This window comes from Anaerobiospirillum thomasii (genome assembly GCF_900445255.1).
GTDB lineage: Bacteria > Pseudomonadota > Gammaproteobacteria > Enterobacterales > Succinivibrionaceae > Anaerobiospirillum_A > Anaerobiospirillum_A thomasii.
This window is the reverse complement of sequence record NZ_UAPU01000007.1, coordinates 866,580-880,794: the sequence shown is the minus strand read 5'-3', so window position 1 is coordinate 880,794 and position 14,215 is coordinate 866,580. Positions and strand designations below refer to the sequence as shown.

Below are 14,215 nucleotides of genomic sequence, written 5' to 3'. Positions count from 1 at the left end.
AGTTTATATGGGTGGAACAATACTGCGCAATGCAAAATTGCATCTGACTTCTGAGGATTTTGCACAGGCAGACAGCCTGGTGGTACAGAATCACCGCATTATTCCATTGGATCCGGTGCTGCTTGAGGACGGTACTTCAGAGGAGATCGATCTTAACGGTCTGCATGTGGCTCCAGGTCTTATCGATACTTTAATCAACGGCTGTGCCGGTGTGACTTTCGGTGCATCTCCCAACAAGGAGACACTTGAAAAGATGCGCCGCTATCAGACACAAAAGGGTACGCTGACCTTTGTTCCTACATTGATTTCAGGTCCGCGTGAGAATATGACACAGGCTTTAAACTCTGTGGCAGCCTTTATGGAAAAGCATCCTGGTGTCTGCCCTGGTCTGCATCTTGAGGGTCCATTTATCAATTCCGAGCGCAAGGGCTTTCATCCTGTAGGTTATGTGCGCTCCATGACTGAATCTGATGTAAGTTATCTAAAGCAGTATAAAAAATCTATTGCCTATATGACTATTGCCCCTGAATCTGTAAAACCAAAGTTCATACAGGATCTGCGCGATAGTCACATTGTTTTATCCATAGGCCATTCAAATGCCTCATTTTACGATGCCCTGGCTTCCTTTAAAAACGGTGTCAGCTCTGTAACCCATGGTTTTAACGGCATGCGTCTGATGACAGGACGAGATCCTGGCATTTTAGGTGCGGCAGTTTTAAGTGACAATATCTTTATCAGTCTGATTGCAGATGGCAGACATGTGCACCCTGCGCTGATAAGAATGATACACAAGCTTGTTGGCAACAGACTATTTATTGTTTCAGATGCCCAGGCTGTTGCAGGTTCGCCTCAGCTTATGAGTTCATTTACAGTCTCAGGCACTGAGGTCTTTGTTGATCAGGCCCGAGGCCTGATTGACGCCAAGGGCTCGCTGGCAGGATCTAATGTATGTCTTATGGACAGTGTGCGCTTTCTGGTGCGTACCTGTGGCTTTACCATTGATGAAGCTCTTGAGGCAGCATCACTGACACCTGCAAGAATGCTTGGTATTGACCATGAATACGGCAAGATTGAAGGTGGCTATATTGCCAATCTCATTATTTTTGATGATGATTTTAGAATCAGATATGTAGTGCAGAATGGCTTCTTAAAAACCAGCGCTGAACTGCTCTAGGCCTATGGCAAGTCTATTAGAGAGGATACAGGCCTCGATACCTGATCTGTCCAAATCTGAACGTAAGGTGGCATCGGCTATTTTAGACGATCCTGCCTTGTGTGTAACACAGACTATAGGTCAGCTGGCTAAAAGAGCCAATGTTTCAGAGCCTACTGTTCATCGCTTTTGCAAGCATTATGGGGCCAATGGCTTTCCTGATTTTAAACTTGCGCTTACTGCCAATCTGTCAAAGAGCTCTGTAAGGCAGGTAAGGCAGGTTGAAAGCGGTGACAGTGTGGAGGATATTGTCCACAAAGTCTGCTCAGGCCTTATCTATGCTCTGCAGAACAATGTCATGAAAACTGACAGCTCCAAGCTTGCAAGAGCCATAGATCTTATCTCACAGGCAAGGCGCATTGTAATCTGTGCCTGTGGCTTTAACAGCTCAAGTGCGCTTTTTATGCAGGAGCAGCTTTTAGCCATTGGTTTGAAAAGCGAGTATGAAGAGGACAGTTTAAAGTTAAACCTTTGTGCTGTGTCATTGCGCCCAGGAGATCTGCTTTTGTGCTTTAGTGCCTCAGGTGAGGATAAAGAGGCTGTAGCTTTGTGCAAAGCGCTCAAGGAGCAGGGAGTAAGCGTTATATGTCTATGCCCTGACAACAGTGTTCTTTATGATCTGAGTACCATCAATATAGCTATTGGTAAAAAGGAAGCGCTTGGAGAGGATCTGGCGGCTGTCTATCTTATGCACAAGGTGTATATCAAGATTCTGGTCTCAGGCGTCAAGCTGCGCCGCTCTGATCTTATAGGAGCCTACAGAGAGCGTATCAATGATATCTATATGCGATCGCTTTTAACCTTGAACACCAGGGATAATACTCTTGTTGAAAATAGAAGTGGCTCTGGCTCTGATGATCTGTTAAAGCCTGATGAGCCTATTACTACTATAAACTGGAACTTCTAAGAAAAAAACCTCTGTCAGGCAGAGGTTTTTTTATGTGACTAGTACATAAGAGTGTAGAGCTTGCGTCTGTACTCATTTTGCAGAGGGTCACCTGATATGGTGCTAAGAATATCAAGGAAGGTCTGCTTGACCTCAGCCTGTGACAGATCCTTTTTAAGATATTCATATAAAAGCTCAAGGGCAGCCTTTAGTTTGCCTGCATCCTTATAGGCAATGGCCAGAGCTGTAAGGGTGGCAATATCGTCAGGATTGGCTTTGTGCTTGTCCTCAAGCTCAAGTATGGCAGGTGAGCTTTGAGCCTTCTGAGCCAGGGTCAGGGCGCTTACAAGATCCATATACTCCTGACTTTCCTTTTCCTCACGTCCTGCAGTATCAAGAAGCTTCTGTGCCATATCAAGATTCTTGGCCCTGATGTACATATGGGCTAGTGTATGTTTAATCTCAAGGCTGTCATCTAGCTCATAGGCTTTGGCGCACAGAGTGATGGCATCTGACAGTCTGTCCTGTTCCTGAGCCTCAAGAGCCTGACGCATTAAAAGCTCAGCCTCTGATGGCATATATTTTTGCAGTATGGCTGGCAGATCATCGGCTATTTTATCGCCCTGCATGGCATCAACCGGTTGACCGTTTTTAAAGATAAGTACAGCAGGCACACCGCGCAGGCCAAGTTGCATGGCAAGAGCCTGTGAGATTTGAGTCTCAATATTGGCCATAACCAGGCTGACATAGGCATTGTTCTCGCCAATCTGTGAGGTTAAAGCCTGTGTGGTTGCAGCACACTCTGGCACGTCCTGATAGAAGTACACAAAGACGGCTTTGTGCATAGACTCTTCAAAAACAATATTTTTAATGTTGTGTTCAGTAAGTTGCATTTTAGCTTCCTATTCTTTAAATCTGTTTAAAATTATCATAGCCTGAATGAGATTTTCAAGATTGGCTTTGACCTGTATCTTTTTGTCATCCTTTTGAACATAACTCTGACCTGATTCCATATAGACAGTTATATAGTCTTTGCTTACAAGTAAAAGCTCTGGGCGGTCAAAGATTAAAAACTCACGATCAGGCAGGGCATTTAAGTCATAGCCTACGCTGTATGAGGATGAGGCATTTTCAACTAAAAAACACTCGCTAAGAATAGTAGGCGAGAGATCATAGGTAGTGGCAAGTTCACTTACAATACCTGTATGTCTGTTATCAGGATAGATGATAAACAGAGGTACACGCTGAGCCTTTCTATCATAGATGGTTCTGCTCTTTTTGACAGTCTGACCCTGCATGGCAGTAATTATGATAATGGTATTGTGGCCTATAGCCGAGTTTTTAATATTCTCAACCAAAGTTTTAATACTTTTGTCTGACTGGGCAATTCTGGCTTTAATACCGTCTTTGCTTATACCAGGCTTTAAAGAATCGTTGAGCATAATATAAAGATTATGGGTACGATCCTCATCCCATGACTGTATGTAATCTGAGGCTGCGCGTATGGCCAGATAGTCAGAGGCATAGGTTTGGGCCTGTGCCTGTCTTAAACCTGTGCTGTTGACAGCTTTTTGCAGTTCACCATATTTTGGTGATGAGATAAAGACTTTGCTTAAATACTCATAAGAGTGCATCTTGGAGAGCAGCACTGGACTGATGCTGTTTTTGATAATACTTGCTCTGTAGGATACAGGCAGACCGTAGGCTGCAGAGAAGATATTATCTGACAGATTGTTATATGGCAGATAGAAGTTATCAAAGTATAAAGACTGTGATTTGAGCGCATCAAGATATGGTGTGTTTTTAGAATCCATAAGATCGTGGGTCAGGCCATTGAGACTTATGGAGATAATATTGACAGGCTCGATTAGATCTTTGCTTTCAATTGTCTCAAGTGGATAGACGATGGCTGTGCCTGGAGCATCGTCTTTGAGCTCATTGTCCTTGATATAGCCGTGACTTAAAAGGAACGATCTGGCTGTCATTGGATAGTGCAGAGGGAAGGTGGAGCGCAGTGCTGTGATCTTTTCATAGGATCTGACATCAGCCCAGATATGCATTGAGTGTGAGGCAATAAAGGATGCGGTTAAAGCCAGCACTATGATTTTTATAGACAGATTATGTTTGCCTCTGTACAGATAGCGTGTGGTGAGCTTGGAAAAGATAAGCTGCAGCACTATGACAAGAGGAATGGCCAGATATAAAAAGTTGTAGTTAAGGCCTGTATTAAAATCAAGGCCTGTAAACATAAGATTTAAAGCAGACAGACTAAGATGGATTTTTACAGTCAGATAGAGCTTTAAATCAAAGAGCAATATGGTGTGCAGCAGTATGGCTATGATGACAGAAAAAACACGGTAGTAGCGAAAGTTGCCTATAAATGACAATGGAAAGAAAATGACCAGATAGGCAATAAAGCATAAAAAGCTGGTGTGACCTAAATAGGTTACAGCAAGATAGAAAAATGACAGAAAAGATGAAGTTGACGGAGCTGCATAGACATAGGTAAAGGAGCTTACTAGGGCCAGAATGATATTTAGGAATAAAAAATGATGGCCCCAGGCATTAGAGCGTGCCACCTGCTCTTTATATGCGGTTTTAGTAAGGAAACTTACCTTATCTGTATCTGTCATATTGCAAGTCCAAGTTAAATTTAATTTATTATAGCCTAATTTAACCTTACCTAAAAACAAATAGAACATTATAAATCTTATCTTGTATGTAAATAAAAACAGAGCAGGACATAGTGTCAAAAAGCTCTGACTTAAAGCAGTACTTTTGTATCTTTTGAGCTTGAGTGTGTAGAAAAACTTTATCTTTAAAAAAAGAATAAAAAGAAAAAAAATTTATAAAACAGTATGTTGCATTGTTTTTTTTAAATACTCTTTTGACTGTAGCTTATGGCATAGGACAGGGCTGTTTTAAAAAGAGACAATAGATGCAGGAGTTTACTATGCGCTATAAAAAACAGACACTGCCGCTTATTGTCAGCAATTATTCAGGTTTATTCGGGGTAGAGGTAAAAATGCAGGGTGACAGGGCTTTTACCGACGGCAAAAGTATAACCATTCCAAGATTACATCTTGATGATGATTATGTAAGTACCCTGGCCTTTGCCTATCTGGCCCATGAGGCCTCGCATATACGCTATAGCGATTTTAAATGCATAAAAAAGGCCCACAGGCAGGGCAGTGTGTTTTTTCATATCTTTAATGTGCTTGAGGATGCCAGGGTTGAAAGGCTTATTGGCAGGCACTTTATAGGTGTTTATGAGAATTTAAGAGATCTGCGCCTGTCTCTGCTTGAAAGTGAGTCTGACTTTGCTTTATTTGTTAAAAGATCATCTGATATCTGTGTGATTTTAACGTATCTTAGTATTTTAAGCTCGGTGCGCTTTCAGGGCTTTGATTTAAATGCCTATCTTAATATAGCACTTTCAAGTTTAAAGGACAGGGGGCTTTCTCATCTTGCCTATGATCTTGACTGCCTTGTAAGTTCAGGGGTGAAAAGCTGTGCTACAGAGGATATCTATGTGCTAAGTAAAAAAGTCTATGCGCTGTTTGGCTCTTATGCTATGGATGATGAAAGGCAGCTTACAGACAAAGATAGAGAAGAGAGCAATGCTCAGGAGAGCTGTGCAGGCTCTGCTCTGTCAGATGAGGACAGTGCAGATGGCAAAGGCGGCGCTGCCATTGTAACTACCCGGGAGCTTGATGATTTTAAAAAGTATATTGAGAGTATTGAGGATAGCAGCACTAAGAACACAGTTCCTGCTATTATGCGGCCTCTTGAGTATCTTTTAAATGAAGAGTTTGATGAGAACACCTCATCGCGTGATGATTTTGGTCTTATAGGACAGAGCATAAGTGCCGATGGTGACAGTGAATTTAAGCATAAGGTTTTAAAAAATACGGTTAAAAGCAGAAGTGCTCTTGTAAGACGCATTATGGGGCTTAAGGAGGATTTAAGAAGTACTGCACTGCGTGGGCGTAAGATAAATGTCAAAAGAGTGCCTTTTATACGCTATGGCTATCAGCGCGTGTTTTTAAAAAAGGAGTATATAGCCGATTTTGATACATGCATACAGCTTTTAGTTGATGTTTCAGGCTCTATGCTCTGTCAGGACAGCTGTGAGCAAAGCAGAGCGCAGATGGCCTGTGAATGTGCGCTCTCCATCGCTCTGTCTCTTGAGGGCTTTGAGGATCTTGATCTGGGTGTTACCTATTTTCCAGGGGTTAACAGTGAGTATGAGACAGCTTTGTCCTTTAAGGAAAGTGCAAGTGTAGTGGCCTCACGCTTTGATCAAAAGCCGCGTGGCTCTACGCCTCTTGCGCAGGCACTGTGGCATGCAATGCGGCTTTTTGATATGCAGCAGCGCTCGCGCAATATTGTCATAGTTATAACCGATGGTATACCTGACAGTATTTCACGGGCACAGGAGGCTCTTGATGCACTTGAGAAAAACAATGTTGAGATCTATGGCATAGGCATTAATGTCAATGCCATTGAGGATCTTATAAAAAAGAGTGTGGTTATACAAAAAAGCTCCGATCTGCTTGAAACCTCATTTAATCTGTTTTTAAAGCTCTTTGACAGAAAATATTATATTTAGTCCTTAAGATGTTGCATGTGTCAGTCTGCCATATAAAATAAAGGGCAGGCTGCAGGCGCAGAGTGTGTCATAGCTTTGTTGTCAAAAGGAGGGGCGCCCTTTGACAATCAATTATATGTGTGTGGTGAAAGCTGTAAAAATTCTGTACAATTGTTCATCTGAAAAGGGCCTTCCTATCTTTTGCAAAATCAAGAAAAGTGTGCATGAGAACATCTGACAGTGTATTTTATTGTCTGTAATTTTAAGTGTGAGCTCTTGAATAAATTCAATTAAATGCGGGGTTTTATTTTGCTACGCAGCGATTTTAATTTTGATCTTCCAATGGAGTTGATTGCCAACTACCCAAGTGAGCAGAGAACCATGTGCAAAATGCTCTGTCTTGATGGCAACAGCGGGCAGATGGAGGATAGAACCTTTATAGATTTAAAAGAGTATCTGAGGCCTGGCGATCTGCTGGTGTTCAATGATACAAGAGTAATTCCGGCAAGACTTTTTGGCTCAAAAGAGTCAGGTGGAAAAATAGAGATTCTTATTGAGAGAATTACATCACCTGCATCAGCCCTTGCTCATATAAGGGCCAGCAAGGCACCAAAGGCCGGTGCTGTGCTTTTTATTGACGGCAGCGATACACGTCTTGAGGTTACAGGTCGTGACGGCGCGCTGTTTTTAATTCAGACGCAAGATGGCAGTGAGCTTTTAGATCTTCTAGAGGCGGCAGGTCATATGCCTTTGCCGCCTTATATTGAAAGAGAGGATGAAAAGGAGGACAGAGAGCGCTATCAGACTGTCTACTCCAAGGTGCCAGGCGCTGTGGCAGCCCCTACAGCAGGGCTGCATTTTGACAATGAGCAGATAGAAGATTTAAAGGCCATGGGTGTTAAGACAGCCTTTGTAACACTGCATGTTGGTGCCGGTACTTTTCAGCCCGTGCGTGAGGATGACATTTTAAAGCATCATATGCACAAAGAATATGTCTCACTGCCATCTGATGTTGCCAATGCTGTTATTGAGACACACAGACAGGGCAATCGCGTGGTGGCAGTTGGCACCACAGCTGTAAGATCGCTTGAGAGTGCTGCACAGCATGCTATACAGATTGGATCTGACGATGAGATAGTGCCATTTTTTGATGACACATCTATTTTTATTTATCCAGGCTATAAGTATCAGGTGGTGGACTGTCTTATTACCAATTTCCATCTGCCAGAGTCAACACTTATCATGCTTGTCAGTGCCTTTGCAGGTTATGCCAATACCATGAGAGCCTATGAACATGCCATTGATGAGCGCTATAGGTTTTTCAGCTATGGTGACTGCATGTTTATTCAAAAGCGCACTGCTGATACAGATGATCTGCCGCCATCGGCTATAAAGGAGTGATAACAATGGAATTTAAAATTCATGCTACTGACGGCAAGGCAAGACAGGGCGAGCTTATTTTCAGACGTGGAGTGGTAAGAACTCCTGCCTTTATGCCTGTTGGTACCTTAGGTACAGTAAAAGGACTTCGTCCTGATCAGGTAAGTGAGCTTGGCGCTGATATTCTGCTTGGTAATACCTTTCATCTGTGGCTGCGCCCGGGTACAGAGGTTATCAAGGCTCATGGTGATCTGCATGATTTTATGCGCTGGGACAAACCTATACTTACAGACTCAGGCGGTTTTCAGGTCTTCTCGCTCTCAGGCCTTAGAAAGGTAACTGAAGAGGGGGTGAAATTCTCTCATCCAATCAACGGCTCCAAGCTCTTCCTCTCACCTGAGGTATCAATGCAGGTGCAGTATGATTTAGGCTCTGATATTGTCATGCAGTTTGACGAGTGCATAGGCCTGCCGGCGCCTTATGAGCGTATGGAGCAGGCTATGGAGCTGTCTTTGCGCTGGGGCCGCCGCTGCCGTGATGAATTTGACCGTCTTGGCAATAAAAATTCTCTGTTTGGTATTATTCAGGGTGGCTCAAATGAGCAACTGCGCGAGAGATCGCTAAAGGGACTTACCGATATAGGCTTTGATGGCTATGCAATTGGCGGTCTGGCTGTAGGCGAGCCTAAGGATGTTATGTACAGGTCTCTAGCCCACATCGGCCCTATCATGCCTTATGACAAGCCACGCTATCTTATGGGTGTGGGACGTCCTGAGGATATTCTGCAGGGCGTGTTAAACGGTGTTGATATGTTTGATTGTGTGATGCCGTCACGCAATGCAAGAAACGGTCATCTTTTCACCTCAGAGGGTGTGGTGAAAATCAGAAATGCCAAATATGCCAAGGATACCTCACCTTTGGATCCAAACTGTGACTGCTATACCTGCCGTAATTTCTCAAGGGCCTATCTGCACCATTTAGACAAGTGCAATGAAATGCTCGGAGCTCATCTTAACACTATTCACAATATTCGTTACTATGAGAAATTTATGGCAGATATAAGGGAGGCAATTGCAAAAGGAATGCTGGAAAAATTCGCCTCTAACTTCTATAATAACGTACTTAAGTCAGAATTTAAGTTAGATTTTTAATTTGAAACAACAAAACATTAAAGGAAACTAGATATGGATATTATTTCAAAGGCCTATGCCGAGGGTGGAGCAGCTCCTGCCGCAGGTGGCGACATGCAGATGATGATTGTAATTGCAATGTGTATGATTGCAGTTTACTTCTTTGTAATGCGACCAAACAACAAAAAGCGCAAGGAGATGCAGAATCTTTTAAACAACCTGGCTGTAGGAGATGAAGTTTTAACCGCAGGTGGTATAGCAGGCAAGATCACAAAGCTTCCTGACAACAAAGAGTATGTTCTTATGTCAGTAAGTGAAGGCTTTACCATGCAGATAAGACGCAATTACATTGCTGCTGTTCTGCCAAAGGGTACCTTGGTTGCTACTAACGACAAGTAAAAAATCAGATACAGCTATGCCACAGATTAACTGTGGCTTTTTTCTTTAAAAGCAATTGAGATTATAAAAGTGTTAAACAAATTTCCTTTGTGGAAGAATATCCTTGTCTTTTTGGTTATAGCCGTGGGATTCTTCTATGCACTGCCAAATCTTTACGGAGAGGATCCGGCTCTGCAGGTATCAGGAACAGGCAGTACAGAGCTTACAGCAGACGATGCAACAAAGATTCAGACCTTCCTTGAAAACAAGAATATACAGGCTGACTACGAATTTAACGGCAATTCACTTCTAATCCGTTTTAAAGCAACATCAGAGCAGATCCTGGCAAAAGACATGGTTCAGGATTTAATGGGTGAAAGATATATTACTGCTCTGAATCTGGCTCCGGCCACTCCAGCCTGGATGAGATCACTTGGCATGCAGCCATTAAAGCTTGGTCTTGATCTGCGTGGTGGTGTGCACTTCCTGATGGAAGTTGACATGGATGAGGCCATGAAGAAGATCAAGACACAGCTGGTGTCTGATTTTAGAACAGAGCTTAGAAATGCAGATATACGCCTATCAGGTGCCAGAGTGGAAGGTGACAGCGTAATTGTAAGCTTCCGTGATGCCGCCATTCGTGACAAGGCTCTTGAGCTTTTGAAAAATAATCACCGTGATTTTGTCATGACAGCTTATGAAAGAGGCGACAACTATTTTGTAAGAGCCAACATGACACAGGAGAAGCTCTCTGCTTTACGTACCAGCGCTGTTGATCAGAACATCAACATTATCAGAAACCGTGTCAATGAGCTTGGTGTGGCCGAACCTTTAGTACAAAGACAGGGTGCAGAGCGTGTGGTAGTTGAGCTGCCTGGTATTCAGGATACAGCAAGAGCCAAGGAAATTCTTGGTGCCACAGCCACTCTTGAGTTCCGTCTTGTAGATTCAAATGCTGATATCAATGCAGCCATGCAGGGTCGCGTTCCGGCTGGTGACGAGCTGTATCAGGACAAGAACGGTTATCCTGTAGTGTTGCAGAAAAAGGTTATTTTAACCGGTGATCATATTGTGGATGCCAGCTCATCAACTGATGAAAACGGCCGTCCACAGGTTAATATCAGTCTTGACAGCCGTGGCGGCTCCATTATGTCTGACTTTACCAAGGACAATGTGGGCAAGCCAATGGCCACCAACTTTATTGAGTACAAGGTAATTCCTGATGAGGATCCTAATGCTCCTAAAATAGGTGAGCCTGGCTACAAGCCTAAATTTAAAAAGATTGAGCAGGTAATTAACGTGGCTACCATTCAGACACGTCTGGGCTCAAACTTTAGAATCACAGGTCTTGATTCACCAAAAGAGGCTCACAACCTGGCACTGTTGCTGCGTGCCGGCGCTCTTATTGCTCCTATTCAGATTGTAGAGGAGCGCACCATAGGTCCAAGCCTTGGTCAGCAGAACATTGACAATGGTATGCGCGCCATGTTCTATGGTTTTGCCATACTTGCAGTATTTATGTTCCTTTACTATAAGTCATTTGGCTTTATTGCTAACCTGGCTCTGTTCTTTAACCTGGTGCTTTTAGTAGGTGTCATGTCCATGATTCCAGGTGCCACCATGACCCTGCCTGGTATGGCGGGTATTGTGCTGACGCTTGGTATGGCTATTGATGCCAACGTGCTTATTTATGAGCGTATACGTGAAGAGCTGCGCGGAGGACGCTCAGTGCAGCAGGCTATCAATTTAGGCTATGACAAGGCTTTTGCCACCATTGCCGACTCCAATATAACCAGCTTTATCACTGCCTTTATTCTGTTTATGGTGGGTACAGGTGCGGTTAAGGGTTTTGCCCTCGTGCTGATGATTGGTCTGGCCAGCTCCATGTTTACATCAGTTACAGCCTGTCGTGCCATTGTAAATATTATCTGGGGCGGTCGTTCTGATCTTAAGAAGCTTAATATATAGGAGCGCTTCATAAATGATGCAGTTTATTAAAGATGGAACAGTAATTCCATTTATGAAAATCAAGGGCATAGTTGAGATACTGTGCCTTATAGGTGTAATTGCCTCTATAGTCTCCATGTCCACCAAGGGTCTGAACTGGGGTCTTGATTTTACAGGCGGTATTGTAATTGAGACCAAGTACACACAGCCAGTTGATCTTGACGATGTCAGAAAGGCCTATGCCAGTGTGGGCATAGAGGGTGTGACCCAGCATTTTGGCACTCCACGTGATGTAGTTATACGTGTAGCTCCAAAAGAGGGTCTTGAGCAGCAGGTAGTGGCCGACAAGGTCATGCAGGCCTCAAAGACTATTGATCCAAATGTGCATCTGTCTCGTTCTGAGTATGTAGGTCCTGCTGTAGGTGAGGAGCTTGTAGAGAGCGGTGTTCTGGCTATTGTGGTATCACTTATAGCCATTCTGGCCTATATTGCCTTTCGTTTTGAGTGGCGTATGGCCACAGGTGCGGTTATCTCTCTGGCCTATGACGTTATTATTGTTATGGGCGTCTTCTCCTTCTGGCAGATTGAATATGATCTGACCGTACTTGCAGCTGTGCTTACTGTGCTTGGCTACTCGCTCAACGACAAGATTGTGGTGTTTGACAGAATACGTGAAAATGTCTCAAAGCTGCCGCAGACACTGTCTATGGATGAGCTTTTTGACGTGTCACTGACACAGACACTATCACGTACCATTATTACCTCAGGTACTACACTTATTACTGTGGTGTCACTGCTTATTTTCGGCGGTGAGATGATTTTTGGCTTCTCTCTGGCCTTAACTGTAGGTATTGTCTTTGGTACCATCTCCTCTATCTATGTGGCCAGTACCTGGGCCCTGCTGCTCAAGATTGAGCGTCGCAATCTTATTCCTATCAAGGTAGATAAGAAAAACGAAGATGGCATGGAGTATATGGACTAGCTCCATCAACATGATTTTGTATACAAGGCAGGGTAATACCTGCCTTTTTTGATCTTTTTACAACAAAATTCTCAAGTTTTAAAAAAATAGAACAATTGCGCTACAATAGAGAGCATAAATATATGTAATTTATGGCGGATAACTATGTTAAAAAAGTTTAATAAAAGCATCAAACTCTCCTGTCTTGCCTTATCTGTACTGCTTTGTGCCTGCAGCAGCGACAATGCATACAGGGGGATGTATGACAAGGAATTTACCATACCGCGTGCGCATGTATTTATACAGGCTGAGGATAAAGAGGCTACCATTCAAAAAGAGCTTGAGCTCTCAAAGCTCTCAACCTATCTTGACAAGGTAGCTGATGATAAGGCACAAAGAGCCTCAGCTCTTTATACACTGGCTGCAGTTTATGACAGCCTTGGTCTTGAGGCTACAGCACGCACTATGCTTGTAAGTGCTCTGATGCTGCGTCCTGATTTTGCCGATGCCTATAATCTTTTAGGTTTTTTTCTCTCGCTTGAGGGGCGTTATCTTGAGGCTGTAGATGCCTTTGATCAGGCTCTGGAGCTTGGCTCAAAATGGGCCTATATCAACAGAGGAGTATCTTTAATCTACGCTGGCAAAGATGATATGGCCATAAGAGATCTAAAGCAGTTTTATGAATTTGATAAAAATGACCCTTACAGAATAATATGGCTGTATATAGCCGAAAAAAATGCCCTGGGGAAGAGTAAGGCTCATGAACTTATGGCCAAACGTTACAGCAGTTGTACATCAGACAAGGGTGCCTTTGCCAATTCTGTAATAGAGCTCTATCTTGGTCTTATAGATGAAAATGAATATATGCAGAGGGTGCGCAATGCTGTGACTGTAGGCAAGGGCAATGCATCTGAGATCCTCTGTGATGCCTATTACTATCTGTCTCGTTTAAAGCTTGATGAGGGCTATGCTGCCGAGGCCTATGACTATTTAAAGCTGACACAGGCTACAAAGCGCTATGATTTTTTAGAGTATCGTTTAGCTGCAGTTGATCTTAAAAAGGTCAAAGACATGCTTGGCTTTAAAACCAGGACAGGATTGACACAATCTTCTAGTTAAAAGTTGTATAATGTCAGTGTTGGTAGATTAAATCTTCACTTTAGTTTTTATTAGAAGTATGAGGTTTAATAAAATGTCTGATTGTATGTACTGTGAAGAAAATGATAAGTTAAAGTCACTTATGATAAAGATCTGTGACCTGTCATTTTCAACTTTATATCTGTTTAAAGATCAGAATCATAAGGGGCGCTGCATAGTAGCCTGCAAAAAGCATGTGAATGAAATATTTGAGCTTAGCGATGAAGAGCGCAATATGTTTTTTGCAGATGTGGCCAAGGTGGCTAAGGCACAAAAGGAGCTGTTTGGCGCCAATAAGATTAACTATGGTATTTTTGGTGACAAGATGCCGCATTTTCATGTGCATATGGTTCCAAAATACGAAGGTGCACTGCAGTGGGGTGGCTTCTTCAATGATGCCGGCATCACTCCAAAGCATCTGAGCGATGAGGAGTATGCTGCTCTGATGGATAAAATTAAAGCGGCTGTGCTTTAAATAATATTCAAAAGGCTGTGTTTTCACAGCCTTTAAAGTATCTGCTCTTTGCAGCGCTCAGATAATAAAGCTGTGTTAGAAATCTATAGCAGAGCAGAAAGTTGCGTGTCTTTGTAT

At 43.1% G+C, this 14,215-nt stretch carries 12 protein-coding genes; 10 read left to right on the top strand and 2 right to left on the bottom strand.

Annotated features, from left to right (window positions below):
* Positions 1 to 7 precede the first annotated feature (7 nt).
* Together nagA and DRZ93_RS11040 are read left to right on the top strand one after the other, a co-directional pair.
* Complete coding sequence (nagA, locus tag DRZ93_RS11045) at positions 8 to 1,174, top strand: N-acetylglucosamine-6-phosphate deacetylase (protein ID WP_113743579.1); 1,167 nt, start codon at positions 8 to 10, stop codon at positions 1,172 to 1,174.
* A gap of 4 nt (positions 1,175 to 1,178) precedes the next feature.
* Positions 1,179 to 2,120: a MurR/RpiR family transcriptional regulator gene (locus DRZ93_RS11040; RefSeq protein WP_113743580.1), complete on the top strand. Its 942-nt coding sequence runs from the start codon at positions 1,179 to 1,181 to the stop codon at positions 2,118 to 2,120.
* Between the two features lie 38 nt (positions 2,121 to 2,158).
* Here the strand turns inward: DRZ93_RS11040 and DRZ93_RS11035 are convergent, their stop codons facing one another.
* Positions 2,159 to 2,992, bottom strand: a complete 834-nt coding sequence (locus tag DRZ93_RS11035) for a tetratricopeptide repeat protein (RefSeq protein ID WP_113743581.1) — start codon at positions 2,990 to 2,992, stop codon at positions 2,159 to 2,161.
* Positions 2,993 to 3,001: 9 nt separating this feature from the next.
* A complete protein-coding gene (locus DRZ93_RS11030; RefSeq protein WP_172458212.1) occupies positions 3,002 to 4,732 on the bottom strand; it encodes a DUF3413 domain-containing protein in 1,731 nt (576 codons plus the stop codon).
* Positions 4,733 to 5,052: 320 nt separating this feature from the next.
* Between DRZ93_RS11030 and DRZ93_RS11025 the strand changes: the two genes are divergently transcribed.
* The 8 genes from DRZ93_RS11025 (at position 5,053) to DRZ93_RS10990 (ending at position 14,098) form a co-directional block, all read left to right on the top strand.
* Positions 5,053 to 6,711: a VWA domain-containing protein gene (locus DRZ93_RS11025; protein WP_172458210.1), complete on the top strand. Its 1,659-nt coding sequence runs from the start codon at positions 5,053 to 5,055 to the stop codon at positions 6,709 to 6,711.
* A gap of 288 nt (positions 6,712 to 6,999) precedes the next feature.
* On the top strand, positions 7,000 to 8,091 hold the full coding sequence (gene queA / locus DRZ93_RS11020) for a tRNA preQ1(34) S-adenosylmethionine ribosyltransferase-isomerase QueA (protein WP_113743584.1): 1,092 nt from the start codon (positions 7,000 to 7,002) through the stop codon (positions 8,089 to 8,091).
* Positions 8,092 to 8,096: 5 nt separating this feature from the next.
* A complete protein-coding gene (gene tgt, locus DRZ93_RS11015) occupies positions 8,097 to 9,221 on the top strand; it encodes a tRNA guanosine(34) transglycosylase Tgt (RefSeq protein ID WP_113743585.1) in 1,125 nt (374 codons plus the stop codon).
* A 33-nt stretch (positions 9,222 to 9,254) separates the two neighbouring features.
* Entirely contained in the window at positions 9,255 to 9,599 is a 345-nt protein-coding gene (yajC, locus tag DRZ93_RS11010) for a preprotein translocase subunit YajC (protein ID WP_113743586.1), read from the top strand.
* A gap of 69 nt (positions 9,600 to 9,668) precedes the next feature.
* A complete protein-coding gene (gene secD, locus DRZ93_RS11005) occupies positions 9,669 to 11,546 on the top strand; it encodes a protein translocase subunit SecD (protein ID WP_113746606.1) in 1,878 nt (625 codons plus the stop codon).
* A 13-nt stretch (positions 11,547 to 11,559) separates the two neighbouring features.
* Positions 11,560 to 12,507 carry a protein translocase subunit SecF gene (secF, locus tag DRZ93_RS11000; protein WP_113743588.1) on the top strand — a complete coding sequence of 316 codons (948 nt, stop codon included), beginning with the start codon at positions 11,560 to 11,562 and terminating at the stop codon, positions 12,505 to 12,507.
* Positions 12,508 to 12,651: 144 nt separating this feature from the next.
* The gene (locus DRZ93_RS10995; RefSeq protein ID WP_113743589.1) at positions 12,652 to 13,605 is read left to right on the top strand and encodes a hypothetical protein; all 954 of its coding nucleotides are present in this window, start codon (positions 12,652 to 12,654) and stop codon (positions 13,603 to 13,605) included.
* Between the two features lie 73 nt (positions 13,606 to 13,678).
* Positions 13,679 to 14,098 carry an HIT family protein gene (locus DRZ93_RS10990; RefSeq protein WP_172458208.1) on the top strand — a complete coding sequence of 140 codons (420 nt, stop codon included), beginning with the start codon at positions 13,679 to 13,681 and terminating at the stop codon, positions 14,096 to 14,098.
* Positions 14,099 to 14,215: the final 117 nt, after the last annotated feature.